Below are 14,160 nucleotides of genomic sequence, written 5' to 3'. Positions count from 1 at the left end.
TCTTCGCCACCATCAAGACGTCAAACCGATCTATGAAAAACGCAAAGAAACAATTGAACGAGTATTCGCAGATGCAAAAGAAAAGCATGGCATGCGTTGGACAACCCTCAGGGGACTTAAAAAAATGTCGATGCAGGCGATGCTTACTTTCGCTGCCATGAATTTGAAGAAAATGGCCAACTGGACTTGGCAAGGTCCAGAAATGGCCTAAATGATAACCTCGGAGAGGTCTGCAATTCTCTGTAATTACTTGAAGTCCTACAAAAAATGAAAAAAAGAGTTCGGAATGAGACTATTCCGAACTCTTTTTGTCTACAAACTGGGAGACACTTTAAAGTGTCTCTTTTTCATAAGGAGAGGAAACGAATATGGCGAACATAACTTCTTCCATCAAGGAATTTGCCCGACAATTTCCTGAAAAAGCGGCGATTGTGACGAATAGCGAGACACTCAGCTATAAAGAGTGGTACAGCTTAGTGGCAAAAACGGCTAACTGGCTCCAATCCATGCCTTTCTCGGATAAAAGGATCGGATTTATCATGCCAAATGGCATTCCCTTCCTTCAGCTTTTCGCAGGTGCTTCCATGGCTGAATGGACAGCCGTACCCCTTGATGCCAAATGGAAGGCTGAAGAATTGAAAAAACGATTGGAGATATCGAATCCATCGGTGCTGGTCACTTCTAAAGACTTTTACCGGCATATTGCTCCATATCATCCTTGCGTTCTGATATGGGAGGATTGTCTGGCTGAAATCCATGAAAAAAATGAAAACATACATATTGAAAGCCATAACAACCCTCCTTTTTATATGGGTTTCACGTCCGGCACAACAGGCAATCCAAAAGCGTTTGTCCGCTCCCACAAATCCTGGGCTGCCAGCTTCCTTGTTAATCAGCATGACTTTCATATGGATCAAGGGGAACATGTCCTGATTCCCGGCTCTCTCATTCATTCTCACTTTTTGTATGGAGCTGTCAGTACGCTTTGTACAGGAGGAACAGTTCATCTTCTGGAAAAATTCAGTGCAGCAAAAAGTCTGTCACTCCTGGAAGCGCGGTCTATTACGACTTTTTATGTGGTGCCGACAATGGTTACAGCCATATTAAAAGAAAATAGAATAATAGAAAAGCCCATAAAAATTCTTTCTTCTGGCGCAAAATGGGATGAACAATCCAAGGCCGAAATCCGAAGGGCCTTCCCTCAGCTGTCCATGATTGAATTTTATGGTGCCAGTGAATTAAGTTATGTTACCTGCTTGGCTGGCGGCAGCAAGGCAGACTCAGTCGGAAAGCCTTGCTTTGGAGTTGAAATCCAAATAAGGGGAACCAACGGCGAACAGCTTGAACCTTATAAAATAGGAAAAATATACGTAAAGAGCGACCTTATTTTCGATGGGTACCTTTATCCGGGAACACAAACTGCCGAAAGCATACGGGATGAAAATGGATGGGCAACTGTTGATGATATGGGCTATGTGGATGATGATGGCTTTTTATATATTAGCGGCCGGGAAAAGAACATGATTTTGTATGGAGGCATTAATATTTTCCCAGAAGAAATTGAAAAAGTGATACTGCAGCATCCAGCTGTTGAAGAAGCTGCCGTGATTGGTTTAAACGATCCTTATTGGGGACAAATGGCAGCCGCAGTCATAAAAGGGAAAGCTTCTGCACTGGAATTAAAACGGTTATGCAAAAACCATTTGGCTGCCTATAAAATTCCGCGCAAATGGTTCTTCCTTGATCAAATGCCGTATACCACAAGCGGGAAAATCGCCAGAGCTCAGCTAAAAGACTCCATAGAAAGCAAGGTGACAAGCTATTAACAGAGCCGTCATTGTGAAAGCAAAAAGAACGCCGGTCGGAAAAGTAAATGGACTACTTAAAAACTTTGGGCCGCATGAGCTGGCAGCCCCTATTATAAAAAATATCGCTGATGGCCTGGACGAAAACATCAATGATGTGATTCTCGGAAACGTGGTTGGCCCTGGGGGAAATATTGCGCGTCTATCCGCATTGGAAGCAGGGCTTCCGCTTACCGTTCCGGGATTGACCCTGGACCGCCAGTGCAGCGCAGGGCTTGAATCCATCCGGATGGCAAGCTTTCTCATTCAGGGAGGCGCAGGGATATGCTATATAGCGGGTGGAACAGAAAGTGCCAGCACTTCTCCATATCCCTCCAGGGCGCGATTCTCACCGGACAGAATCGGTGACCCTGACATGGGCCTGGCTGCAGAATATGTAGCCGAAAAATATAAGGTTTCCAGAGAATCACAGGATAAATATGCGCGAATGAGTTACGAACGAAGCTGGAACGCGCACCAGCAAGAAATTTTTACCGAAGAAATAGTCCCTATATCGGAATACCAAGTAGATGAAGAACTTCTTAAACTAAGAAAAATGGATGCGTTGCTTAAACGGGCAAAACCCGTTTTCAAAAAAGGCGGCACCGTCACAGCTGCCAATAGCTGCGGAATCCATGATGGAGCCGCAGCTGTACTGGTAATGGAAGAAGAAGCTGCCCGAAAACATGGACTAACGCCGATCCTCCGATTTGCAGATAGTGAAGTTTCCGGTGTACACCCATATTATCCAGGCATTGCACCAGTTCCCGCCATCAAGGCTATTCTTAAGAGAAATGACTTAACCATAGAAGATATTGATTTAATCGAAATCAATGAAGCGTTCTCCTCAAAAATCGCTGCCTGCGCGAATGAGCTTTCCATTCCTTATGAAAAGCTAAATGTTAATGGAGGTGCGCTAACGATCGGACATCCATATGGTGCGTCCGGCGCCATTATGATCACAAGATTATTTTATGAGGTTCAAAGAAGAAAATCTGCTAAATATGCTCTAGCCGCAATCGGCAGTGGCGGCGGGATTGGGGTTGCGGTGCTGTTTGAGGCCGTATAAACAGGAATGAGGGAGCCTGAAGACTTTTGGGTTCTCCATTCCTGTTTTTATATATCGACTAAGCGGTAAATCCATTTATTCAGCACCCGAATTACGACAAAATAGCACAATTATAGCAGTTGCTAGCAATATGATAATCGACAGATATCAACATCTATCATCAGGATAGCTTGTGTTTTTGACTATATTTGCAATACTGGACAGCGCCTGCAGCAAGATTTCAACAACTGATTTTTTCCAACGTCCGCTTTCGGCAAAAAAAGCCGCATCAGGTAATTCCCTTATCTGTAAATAGGTTAAAAAGCAGTTATGCCTCTTCATTTCCACGCCAAATTTGTTAAGGTTGTCTTCATATATTTTTACCATTTAAGTTCATGTTCATAGATCATCGTTTTTGTTATGCTCTATTTATTTGCAAAAAATCTTTCATTATTAGCTATATACTTTTAAGTCTTTTACTGTACCCTTCCGCATAAAAAATAGCGATTCTTCGAGCAGAAGAATCGCTACTCTCTCTTTTCAGGCAGCAAAAGAGTCTCTTTTAATTAGCAATTAATGCATCTATGTAATTTTTTTCTTCTTCTGAATGCCCTTGTAAAATATCATCAGCTTCCAGGTATAAATGTTCCGGATGAGGATGACTAAGAAAATCATGATGGGAAATGGCCCATCCATATGCCCCTGCATAGCTGAATAGAAGGATATCCCCGACCCTTATTCGGGGCACTTGAATATCTCTTGCCAGTACATCGTTTGGTGTGCACAATTCCCCTGCCACGGTAATGGGTGAATTGGTTATTTCGGGACGTTCAAAGGGGTATCCCCAATTTTCTACAGGAACGACCGTAAATGGATGGCTCTGTTTCCAGGCTGCCGGAAGCCTAAGATGGTGGCTCCCCCCTCGCACAATACAGAAGTGGCTGCCATGGTTTTGCTTGATATCCAGGATCTCAGCCGCATAGTAACCGCAGGAGGATGTTATGTAACGGCCACATTCAAACAGAACCTTCCATCTTTTATCACCATGTTTTTCAAGGACTTTTTTCAGGCGATCTGTAAAATCCGCCCAGTTAAATTGATTTTTTAAATCAAGATAATTTATTCCAATACCGCCGCCCACATTTAGATAAGAAATATTTATTTCCCATTCCTTCTCCCAGCTTTTTGCCTTTTCAAAGCAGTGATCAACAAACTCTGCATGGGTTTTGGAATCACAGTTATTGGACATTGCATGAAAGTGAAAGCCATGAAGCCTTATATTTGGCAAACTTTTTGCCAGTACAATGGCATGTGGAACGTCTTGTTCATCAATCCCAAATTGTGTTGGGACTCCAGCCATTTTTAATTTTGCGTTTGGAACGGAATGTTTGAGATTAACTCGCAGTAAAATCGATATATTCGTTCCTTTTTGGCTGGCAATATAATTTAATAACCGCAATTCATGGGTACTCTCAACATTCAGCAAGGTGACTCCATGATGAATGGCTCCCTCCATCTCTTCACGGGTTTTTCCTGGACCTCCGAACAAAATGGGAACGGTCTTGTCCACCTGCCGAATTTTTTCAATCTCTCCCAGTGATGCAGCTTCAAATCCGTGAACGATTGGCGCAAGAGCTTTAAGAATTTCGAAGTCTGAGTTGGCTTTAACAGCATAAAATAAATCACACTTTGTCGGAAGCGTCGAGGTCAATTGATTGACATGCTGCCGTAGCTTCGGCAAATGATATAAATAAGCACAAAAAGGTTTTTCCTGTTCCTTTTTTAACGATTGTACGATTTTTTCCATTATGTAACACTCCATTCAATCCTTATAAACGCCAGATTTGGGGCCTTGCGGTGACAATTAGAAAGGTAACGGCAATACAGCCAATTCCCATCAATGCACCAGCCCATATTGTACCGGTCCATCCGGCAACTGCACCTATGAGAATTGCTCCGAGCGGAATTAAGCCTCTGTCCATTAAGGCAATGCTCAAAACTCTTCCTCGCAGCTGATCGGGAACATGCATTTGAAGGGTAATCCGGCTAATGGTGCGATAGGTCTGGCTCGTTAAGCCAGCCAGGAACATAGCTAATCCTGCTATCATAACGTTTGTTGTTCCTATGAATAAAAGCAGTGAACCTCCAAATCCCAATATGGAATAGACCAGCCATTTTCCAGGGCCTTTAATCTCATGTCCTGTTGAAAGAAAGGCTGTCCCCATTAATGCTCCAATAGATGAGACTGCTAATAGCATCCCAAAACCCTCTGGCCCCAAATTCAAGAGATCCCTGGCAAAAAGAGGCATCATAGTCGTATAAGGAAACCCAAAAACCATCGGGACAATGGCCAAAATAAGCAGAGATTGAACGGACTGCTGTTTTCTAACATAATCTGCTGCATCACGAAATGTTCCTTTATTGCTTTCCTTTTTGTATATCTTTGAACAAGAAACAGAGCGGATCATCAGCAGTGAGCACAGGACTCCTAATGTTCCCCAGGCATTCAAATAAAATAAATTTTCAATTTCAGTGACAGTAAGCAAGGCTCCTGCCAATGCAGGGCCAACAATTCTGGACAGGTGGATAACCGTCGTATTAATGGCAATCGCACTTGTCATCGAAGGTTCCGGTACAAGATTAGGCACAAAAGCATTCCGAATAGGTGGATCCATTGCTGCCAGCATTGCCCTAAGAGTTACGATACATACAAAGATCCAAAATGGCTGCTGAACCTCTACAATATAACCCAGGCAAAACGTCAGCAGCATCATTCCTGTTTGAATCCAAATCAGCAGCTTTCGGCGATCATGCCGATCGGCCAGGATGCCTGCCGGAACACTTAGCAAAAAAGCTGGCACAAGCCGGCAGGCATTGATCAATCCCAAATAAAGAGGCGAATTCGTAAACTGCAGCACCGCCCAATTTAATGCTACTAAATCCATCCAGTCTGCTACACGCGACACAAGGCTTCCGGACATAAAAATTCTAAACGTTCTAGAGTGAAGAGCGAAGCGTGATGGCCTCTGAAAGTGAATATCTGCTTGAGCCATAATAATTACCCTTCATTCCGGTAAAATTTGTGAAGAGGATTAGGTACTATAGAATAAGCATAATCCTTCCCTTCCGGTGCCAGCCGCATTTTTGTCAGTGCCTTGTGGTTTACTTTTTCCTTATAAAGAGCCTCTTTATCGATAAAAACATTATTCTTATACTGTGGATGGTGTTCAAGCTTTGCGAAGACATTTTCACAAATAAGATGAACTTCCTCCCACAGCTTACCTTCTTCCAATCCAAACTGCTTGCACAGCTGCAGAATGAACTCACCGCAATGATTCTGGAAAACTGTATAAAATACCTTGTTATGCATTTCCTGAACATCCTCCGTCATGGTTACCGAACCTGGATAAAATGCTGCTTCGATTTCCTGTTCCTGAAGCCTGCTTTGATAGATTCTGGCTCCGCCCCAGTCCCGGAATAACATTCTGACAGGGTGTCCTTCCTTAAACACCATCACACTGTTCTGCAAATGGCCTTCTAATCCAATTCCGTATTTCACCATAAGGGTTAAGTAGCCTGTAAGTGCAATTTTCATATATTCGGAAAAAAACTGAAATGCCGCCCTGCGAAGTAAGGGTTCCTTCCTTTCCTCCGCATATTTTTCTATTAATTCTTTCAGTACAGATTTTTCCGAAATCGGCGACTCTGAAAATAGCGAACTGCCGACAATGGCTATTTCATCAACACCTATTATTCTTTCAGCATTTTCCCGCAAAACTGCCGATAAATTTCTGCTTTTCAGTGTCCTTTTTTCATCCGTGCCTCCTTTTGTTCCCCTAGCTTTAAAATTAAATCCGGCGCATTCATATACTGGCACAAATGTCTTCAGCAAATTTTGTTCCCGCTCCATAACTTTCCGTATTAGACGTGTAAAAATAGATGCATTATTTGTTGTATTTGCAGAAATCGACCGGACCGTAGAAGTCATCTGACTGTTGACTGCTACTTTGATTACATAATTCGGAGTCTCTTCCCTTGATAGAGGAACCACTGTTCTAAACGATGAGGTTGACCCGCACGGTACAGCAAAACTTTTTACAGGAACAATGATTCGTTCATTCATTTCTTCGGGATATATATCCGGAATCGCTTTATCCAGCTGCCATGAATGGACCGGGACAAACACATAGTCGCTGAGATTAAGCTCTTGCTCTGCAAATTCCTTTTTCGCAGATATCGGCAAATCAGAATACTCTCTGAAAAGAATAGCATTTGCATCTTCCTCTTTTTCTTCAATTACACCCCATTCGGCATAATCTTTTCTTATGCCAACAAATCGGATTTCTGTTTTACCTTCAAATTCAGGTGCATATCGATAAACATCCTCTGGTTCCATTCCTATTTTTGTTTTAGTGCCTGGATGGAGATTGTGTCCTTCTATACATAGCTGTTCGAAGAATAAACTCGAATCAAAATGCCGGTTCTCCCTCTTTTGCAATAGAGCCCAATCGATTGAATTTGCAATTCCATGAACCCCAGCCCTTTTCTTAAATTGCTTTTTCTTTCTGTCCCAGAATGCATAGGAAAGCGCCAAATTCGCACTGCCATTTTGCAGCTCTTCCTCCAGCTTCCTCCAGGAGCTTTTATCTATTGCAATTCCTGATTTCCTGTTTAGCAGCCCGAGTAACTCTGCGGCATGTTGAATCCTCCTGATTTCTTCGCCAGTTATATGCAAAACACTGCCATTCACTTCTACCCGGTTAAACGCATACGTCCTGCTTACAGGAATAACAAGACATTCCTTTTCTGAAAGAGGATAGACCTTATAGACCTTTCCGTCTTCCAATCTATATGAAGAAAGAACCTTGATCACCCTTTGCCAATATTCATCCAGAGACGGAACATTTAAGGCATGAATGGAACCAACGACATACAAATCATGCGATTTGGAAGAAAGCCCGAGGATATCTTCACGAAGCATTGATCCTGCCAGCCTGCTTATAATGCCTTGACGCCCTTTTGCTACGGATAACATAAAAGCAGCTGCTAAGTCAGGGTCCTCACTACTCAGAAATTTAAGAATCTTCTTTTCGTCTTTATACATTTCAGGTGCCTTGAACTGTAAATCTTTTACAAGATGCTGAGCTAAACTGATACTCATAAAACAGTTTCCCCTTTCCATTCCAGCAGCGGATTTGGTACTTGAACATACGGATAATCGGTTACATCCCCGCGCAGTCTCATAGTTGTTAAGGCCTTTAAATCTATCATAGGCTGAAAAATGGCAAGCTCATCCAAAGCAGCCTGTTCAGCTATGTCCGGGTTCTTTTTCAACTCAGCAAAAATCTGTTCACACACTATTATTACCTGTTTCCAGAGAACCCCCTCATTAATTCCCAATTCTCGATCAATGCTTGTAATCAATTCTGCAAAATGGTTTTGTATGACTGAATAAGTGATAATATTTCGCAGTTGTTCCACTTTTTCTGTCATAATGGATGAGCCGGGAAAAAATTTGGCGTCATATCCTTCTTTTCTTAATCTCTTAGGGAAAACGCGTATCCCCCCAAAATCCCGCAGCAAAATTCTTACAGGCTCTCCTTTACGGAAAACAGAAATGCTATTTTGCATATGGCCCTCCAAGCTTATGCCATAACGCACCATTAATGTTAAAAAGCCGGGCAATGATATTTCTGCATATCTTCTGATGAATAGAGAAGCAGCCTCTTCCAATCTTGATAGTTGGTATTGATCCGCCAGCTGCTCGATCAATTCAGTCACAATCGCCTTTCCGCTAACTGGGGATTTTGCCAGAAGAGCTGCAGCGGGCATCGGGATTTCTTCTGGGTCCTTCACATAATTTTCAGGGTTTTCCCGTAAAATGGAGGCCATATTAGCCTGCAGCTTCCACCTTTCATCTTCAGACATTCCTTGACTAATAGGTTGAAAATAAACCCCTGCCCTTTCCTGGAGAACAGTAAAACTTCCGCCAAAATGATTTTCTTTTTCCTGAATACTTGAAAGTATTTTTGATAGAACGGGCCCATTTTCTGCAGAATTGGGTGAAACCGTCCGAACAGCACTGGTAGTTTGCACATTTATGGCTGTTTTTATATGATGCTTTTTCTGTCCTCTTTCCTGAATAGGTGCCAGCGAACGAAAAGAGACCAAAGATTGTGTTGGGATACGAAAATCGGTTATCAATATAACTTTGTTTTGTGCAATCTCTTCCTTGTACAAGGTTCCTAAAGTATGATCAAACTGCCATGGGTGAATGGGGACTAATTCAAACTGTGCAGGATTTACTCCTTTTTCGGACAGAATTTTTTCAACAGCTTCTTTTAAGCCTTTGTACTCCTTGTACAGCCAGTCTGTTACCGAATGTGCATCAGCAGAAGCTGTCCGGCAAAATTCTCTGGAAACGGCCGCAAGTGCTACATTAGGTGTGGCCCCCCACTCTGGTGAATATTGAATCACTTCCTCCACATCAATGCCAAACTTTGTTTTTGCACCCGGATGCAATGGATGGCCTTCAACAACGCATTGTTCATAAAATGCAAGCGGACTAAAGTGTTTATTCTCCTCCATCTGTTTGGTCACCCAATCCATGGAAGTGCTAAGGTTTTCAAGCTCCACTAAAGCTTCCAACTCATTTTTTCTTACCGATGCTCCTGCCAGCGCCAAAGACAGGTTGGCTGATCCATTTCGGATTTCCATTTTAAACATTTGAAACTGTTTTTCCGATGTCTCCTCCAACAGTCCTTCTTTCCATAATAAATCCAGAAGATCCGCAGGATGCGTTAATTCTTTTGCTGCCTCTGGGCCCTCAATCAAGATATCTCCTTCTATATCAAATCTGCCAAGCGAATGCTGGTCCTTAACAGCTGCCTTTAGCATTAATCCGCTTGGGAGACGGACTTCAATCATGGTTTTTGGTCCTTCAAGCCAAGAAACCCGCTTTCCACCGATAATCCCTTCCCTTATGAGACCCTGAAATAAGCGCTGAAAAATCCCTCTCCGTCCTGCCGTTAAATGTTTCAGGAACACTGCTTCCAGTTCAGGCTTCTGATTTCTGATATAGGTTAGAATCTTTGATTCTTCCGAATCCAAAATTTCCGTTTTTACATTGCTTTTATTTACGGTATGTACGACACTCATGATCACTCATCCCTTTATCTGATTTCTGCCTTTTTTGATAATGATAATATTTATCAATTAAGCAACTACTCATCAAGGATATATGATAATGATTATCATCGTCAACAATCTAAAGTCCTGCAACTAAATTCTTATAAGATATTCTGTTAGACTTGTTGCTTATTTTAACTCCAGATGCCCGCTTTACTCCGGAGACCGCCGATCCTAAGTCCATCTAACGGGATCTCCCATTGGACATTGAATGAGCAAATTCGAATAAACACAGAAATAAGAAAAGACGAATGAATTTTCGAGGTGCCTCGCATGATCCCCTTTTAATAGCAAAGTGGGACATCAGCACAAAAAAAGACATTCTGCGGTAGGAATGTCTTTTTTCTTTTCAATTATCGTTTGACAGTCTATTAGTCACTAAAATTCAATTCCTTTTACAGCGGGAATGCCCTCATCATAATAGTGCTTAATGGGTCTCATTTCAGTAACCAGATCAGCCAATTCAATGATTTCCTTCTTTGCTGAGCGCCCTGTTATCACAAAGTGCGTTTCTTTACGGTTTTCTTGAATAAGTTCAATTACCTCTTGCAAGGGCAGGACATCATCTATTGGAAACTTATCAATGGCCAGGGCATTATTCAGTTCATCGAGAATGACAACATCATATACTTGCTGCTCAACCTTTTCTTTTACAAACGCCCAGGCATTTTTTAAAGCTTTCCGATGCTCCTCTGGTGTTTTGGTCCATGTGAATCCGACTCCTGTCTGATATATTTCAATCCCCAGCTTATCAAAGACAATTTTTTCTCCATACGTTCTTTCGGGTGATTTAATGAATTGAATTGCCAGTACCTTCATTCCCCTGCCTGTTGCACGGATTGCTGCTCCCAGTGCTGCCGTCGTCTTTCCTTTTCCATCACCTGTATAAACCAGTACCAGTCCTTTTTTCTTCCCCATTAAAATCCCCCCTTTTAAGATAGCCATTGGGTTTTTTCTCTATAAGACGTACGGGATTTTTCCTTTTGTTTTCCTGCATCGTTTTCTTCGGGATACCCAATAAATACACTGCCTATTACCTTCTTATCATCAGGAAGGGAAAGAAATTGCCTTAACCGGTTATCGCGTACCAGTCCTACTCCCCTGGTTCTCCACACAAATCCAAGACCTAATTCCTCAGCTGCGAGCCACATGGAATGTATTGCACAGCAAGTAGCGTACTCGTTATCGGCAGATGCTTCTTCGTCTCCATGTACCAGGTCTGCAGCTACGGCAATAATGACAGGGGTATTTTTAACAACCCTTAACGAGCTTTCTATTAAGTGGGGCTTAGAGGGAAACCTTTCTTTTAAATAATGTAATGCTATCTCCTCGTATTCAGCCTTCTTGTCTCCTTGAATCACATAAAAGCTCCATGGTTCTCTCATCCGGTCATTTGGGGCAAGAGTAGCAGCATGCAGCAGCCGTTCAATCTTTTCCCTTTCGATTGCTGCAGATTGATAATTTCTAATTGCTCTTCTGCTTTCCAGGATATTGAAAATAGACATATGAAAAACTCCTTTCTATTATGTTATTAATCACCTGAAATCGATCAACTCTTATGTATGCACCTCTATTGCCTTCTCCTCATACCATTTAATCTTTTCGCGCATTCGAACAACCTCTCCCACCAAAATGATCGCGGGATGTTGAATTCCTGATTCTTTTACAGCCTGTTCGATTGTAGAAAGATTGCCTGTCACTGTTTTTTGCCGTTCAGTCGTACCCCATTGGATCACCGCTACCGGAGTAGTGAAAGGCTTGCCATGCCGAATAAGCTCTTTTGCGATATGCGGCAGGTTGCCTATTCCCATATAAAAAGCTATCGTATCACTGCCTTGAGCTAAAGCCTGCCAATTAACTCCATCCGTTTCTTTTTCCTTTCTGCCATGCCCTGTTACAATCGTAAAAGAAGCAGCGTGATCCCTATGTGTCACGGGAATTCCTGCATAGGCCGGTGCTGCGATACCTGAAGTGACACCAGGAACGATTTCAAAAGGAATCTGATGCTCAGCCAGCACTTCAGCCTCCTCCCCAACACGGCCAAATACACATGGGTCCCCGCCTTTTAATCGAGTGACTGTTTTACCCTGTTTTGCCTTCTCAACCAATAGTTGATGAATCTCCTCCTGAATGAGCTCATGCCTTCCAGGCGACTTGCCTACAAATATCAGTTCTGCTCCCTTCTTTGCAACTTTGAGCAAATCCTGATTAATTAACCGGTCGTAGGCAATCACATCCGCTTTTTTTATGCACTCCAGTCCGTATACGGTTATGAGCTTAATGTCTCCAGGCCCTGCACCAACAAGATATACTGTCCCTGCCTCCATATTAATCACCTTCCTGAACACAAATTTAATTGCTGCTTTTCTTTTTCATTTAGGCTCTTTTTTCATAAATGGTTGTTTTGCTTATAAATTCTGCCCGCTGATTAGACTTAGTTAGCCTAAAAAACAAAAACTTTAAGAAAACTGCGTTCATCCAATATAAATTCATCCTGTAAATCAGATAATGGTCTTTTTGTTTTATTGGATTCAGCTACGCTTCAAAAATAACCCGTTCCCCTGCCTCATTAGAACGTGCTCCTTGCATTTTTCGATCCAATTTTGAACAAGTTCTGGACAGGAAGCAAAATGAATATGGGTATAGCCTGCGACCAGATTATATTTCAGATATCCCTCTTTTTTCTCCCCGCGCATGCCTTTGCTGGAGTAGGCATATTTTCCAATTTTATTGGTTTCAAAGGTTGAATAATGGAATTCATGCCCTCTGGCCTTTAAAAAGTCAGGCAGCAGGAAGTTTCCAGGTTCACCTGCTACTTCCCGATAGCCAAGAGCTGCCAGCTTCTGCTGCATCTTCACCTTGCCTGGGATGATGCCGGCCATACTGTATTCCTGCTGTTCAGTAGTGATGATTGCTTCTGTTAAATACATAAAACCGCCGCATTCCGCAAGTGTCGGCAATCCGCTTTCAACAGCTTCCTTGATCGATGTATGTACCTCGGTTTTTTCACTCAGCGTATGAGCAAATTCTTCGGGGAAACCTCCGCCAAGATAAAGCCCATCCACCTCCGCAGGTAAAACGTCACCAGCAATTGGCGAAAAATAAACAAGTTCTGCACCTGCAGATTCCAGCATTTCAAGATTTTCCGGATAATAAAAATTAAACGCTGCATCCTTCGCAACAGCTATTCGGACAGACTTATCCCTATTCTCAAAAAGGGCAGGAGAAACTCCCTGCAATGCCTTAGTCTCCGATAGCTTCAATACCCGGTCCATATCGATTGTTTTTTCAACAAGTTCCCCAAGGCGCCGAAAAAATGGCTGCAGCTCGCCGCGTTCAATGGAAGGAATTAAGCCCAGATGCCTTTCAGGAATTTCAATATCAAGCTCCCGCTGCAGATATCCGATAACCGGGATGCCGCATTCCTGTTCAATTGCCGTTTTAACAATCCTAAAATGCCCCTCGCTTCCAACCTTGTTTGCGATTACCCCCACAATATTTGGGCCATCTGCAAGCATTTGAAAGCCTTTCACGATCGCAGCCGCACTTCTTGCCATACTTGCACAATTCACTGCCAATAGAACCGGGCTTTCTGTGATCATGCTGATTTCAGCTGTACTTCCGGCATTGGAACGGGGGTTCTTTCCATCAAAAAATCCCATCACACCTTCTATAATGGAGATATCAGCCCCCTTGCTTCCATGGGCATAAATGCCTTTTACTGTATCCTCAGCCAGCATCCAGCTATCCAGATTTCGTGCCGGCCTTCCGGTTACCGCTGTATGATAACTGGGATCGATATAATCGGGTCCGCATTTAAACCCTTGGACTTTATATCCCCGAGATTTTAATGCGCTCATCAGGCCAATGGTTAAGGTTGTTTTCCCAACCCCGCTGCCTGTTCCTGCAATAACCAATCTTCTATCCAATTTGTCCACCCCGGTTTCTGAAATATCCTTTTTTTAAAAGGCTCAGTAATAATTGCCTGCTGATTTCCGCCCGAAGCGCTGGAATCCGAAGGCTCCTCAAGCACTCTTGCTGCGGGTTCTGCCCTTGACCTTCTCCCGCAGGACGTTAAAT

General features: G+C 42.8%; 11 protein-coding genes. 3 read left to right on the top strand and 8 right to left on the bottom strand.

Going from position 1 to position 14,160, the window contains the following annotated elements; translation table 11 throughout:
• From L634_RS0110860 to L634_RS0110850, 3 genes are all read left to right on the top strand, one after another.
• A partial coding sequence (locus L634_RS0110860) for a transposase (RefSeq protein ID WP_026582474.1) occupies positions 1 to 211 on the top strand: 211 nt, incomplete at its 5' end.
• Between the two features lie 157 nt (positions 212 to 368).
• A complete protein-coding gene (locus tag L634_RS0110855) occupies positions 369 to 1,826 on the top strand; it encodes an AMP-binding protein (protein WP_026582473.1) in 1,458 nt (485 codons plus the stop codon).
• Entirely contained in the window at positions 1,822 to 2,913 is a 1,092-nt protein-coding gene (locus tag L634_RS0110850; protein ID WP_026582472.1) for an acetyl-CoA C-acyltransferase, read from the top strand. The genes L634_RS0110855 and L634_RS0110850 overlap by 5 nt, the downstream gene beginning before the upstream one ends.
• A 541-nt stretch (positions 2,914 to 3,454) precedes the next feature.
• On the opposite strand, the gene L634_RS30990 is transcribed toward L634_RS0110850, so the two are convergent.
• The 8 genes from L634_RS30990 to L634_RS0110805 all read right to left on the bottom strand — a co-directional run bounded on the left by L634_RS30990 (position 3,455) and on the right by L634_RS0110805 (position 14,009).
• Complete coding sequence (locus L634_RS30990; protein ID WP_051428309.1) at positions 3,455 to 4,699, bottom strand: type III PLP-dependent enzyme; 1,245 nt, start codon at positions 4,697 to 4,699, stop codon at positions 3,455 to 3,457.
• A gap of 22 nt (positions 4,700 to 4,721) precedes the next feature.
• On the bottom strand, positions 4,722 to 5,945 hold the full coding sequence (locus L634_RS0110835; RefSeq protein ID WP_026582470.1) for an MFS transporter: 1,224 nt from the start codon (positions 5,943 to 5,945) through the stop codon (positions 4,722 to 4,724).
• A 5-nt stretch (positions 5,946 to 5,950) separates the two neighbouring features.
• Positions 5,951 to 8,053 carry an IucA/IucC family protein gene (locus tag L634_RS0110830; RefSeq protein WP_026582469.1) on the bottom strand — a complete coding sequence of 701 codons (2,103 nt, stop codon included), beginning with the start codon at positions 8,051 to 8,053 and terminating at the stop codon, positions 5,951 to 5,953.
• Entirely contained in the window at positions 8,050 to 10,050 is a 2,001-nt protein-coding gene (locus L634_RS0110825) for an IucA/IucC family protein (RefSeq protein WP_026582468.1), read from the bottom strand. The genes L634_RS0110830 and L634_RS0110825 overlap by 4 nt, the downstream gene beginning before the upstream one ends.
• Positions 10,051 to 10,458: 408 nt before the next feature.
• Positions 10,459 to 10,998 (bottom strand): cob(I)yrinic acid a,c-diamide adenosyltransferase, encoded by a 540-nt coding sequence (cobO, locus tag L634_RS0110820; RefSeq protein ID WP_026582467.1) that lies wholly within the window; start codon positions 10,996 to 10,998, stop codon positions 10,459 to 10,461.
• A 14-nt stretch (positions 10,999 to 11,012) separates the two neighbouring features.
• The gene (locus L634_RS0110815; RefSeq protein ID WP_026582466.1) at positions 11,013 to 11,585 is read right to left on the bottom strand and encodes a nitroreductase family protein; all 573 of its coding nucleotides are present in this window, start codon (positions 11,583 to 11,585) and stop codon (positions 11,013 to 11,015) included.
• Between the two features lie 51 nt (positions 11,586 to 11,636).
• Positions 11,637 to 12,407 (bottom strand): uroporphyrinogen-III C-methyltransferase, encoded by a 771-nt coding sequence (cobA, locus tag L634_RS0110810; RefSeq protein ID WP_026582465.1) that lies wholly within the window; start codon positions 12,405 to 12,407, stop codon positions 11,637 to 11,639.
• A 204-nt stretch (positions 12,408 to 12,611) separates the two neighbouring features.
• Positions 12,612 to 14,009 (bottom strand): cobyrinate a,c-diamide synthase, encoded by a 1,398-nt coding sequence (locus tag L634_RS0110805; RefSeq protein WP_034262496.1) that lies wholly within the window; start codon positions 14,007 to 14,009, stop codon positions 12,612 to 12,614.
• Positions 14,010 to 14,160 lie beyond the last annotated feature (151 nt).

It is taken from the genome of Bacillus sp. J33, from assembly GCF_000518885.1.
Lineage (GTDB): Bacteria > Bacillota > Bacilli > Bacillales > Cytobacillaceae > Cytobacillus.
The sequence above is the reverse complement of the archived record's forward strand: the minus strand, read 5'-3'. Positions and strand labels throughout refer to the sequence as shown.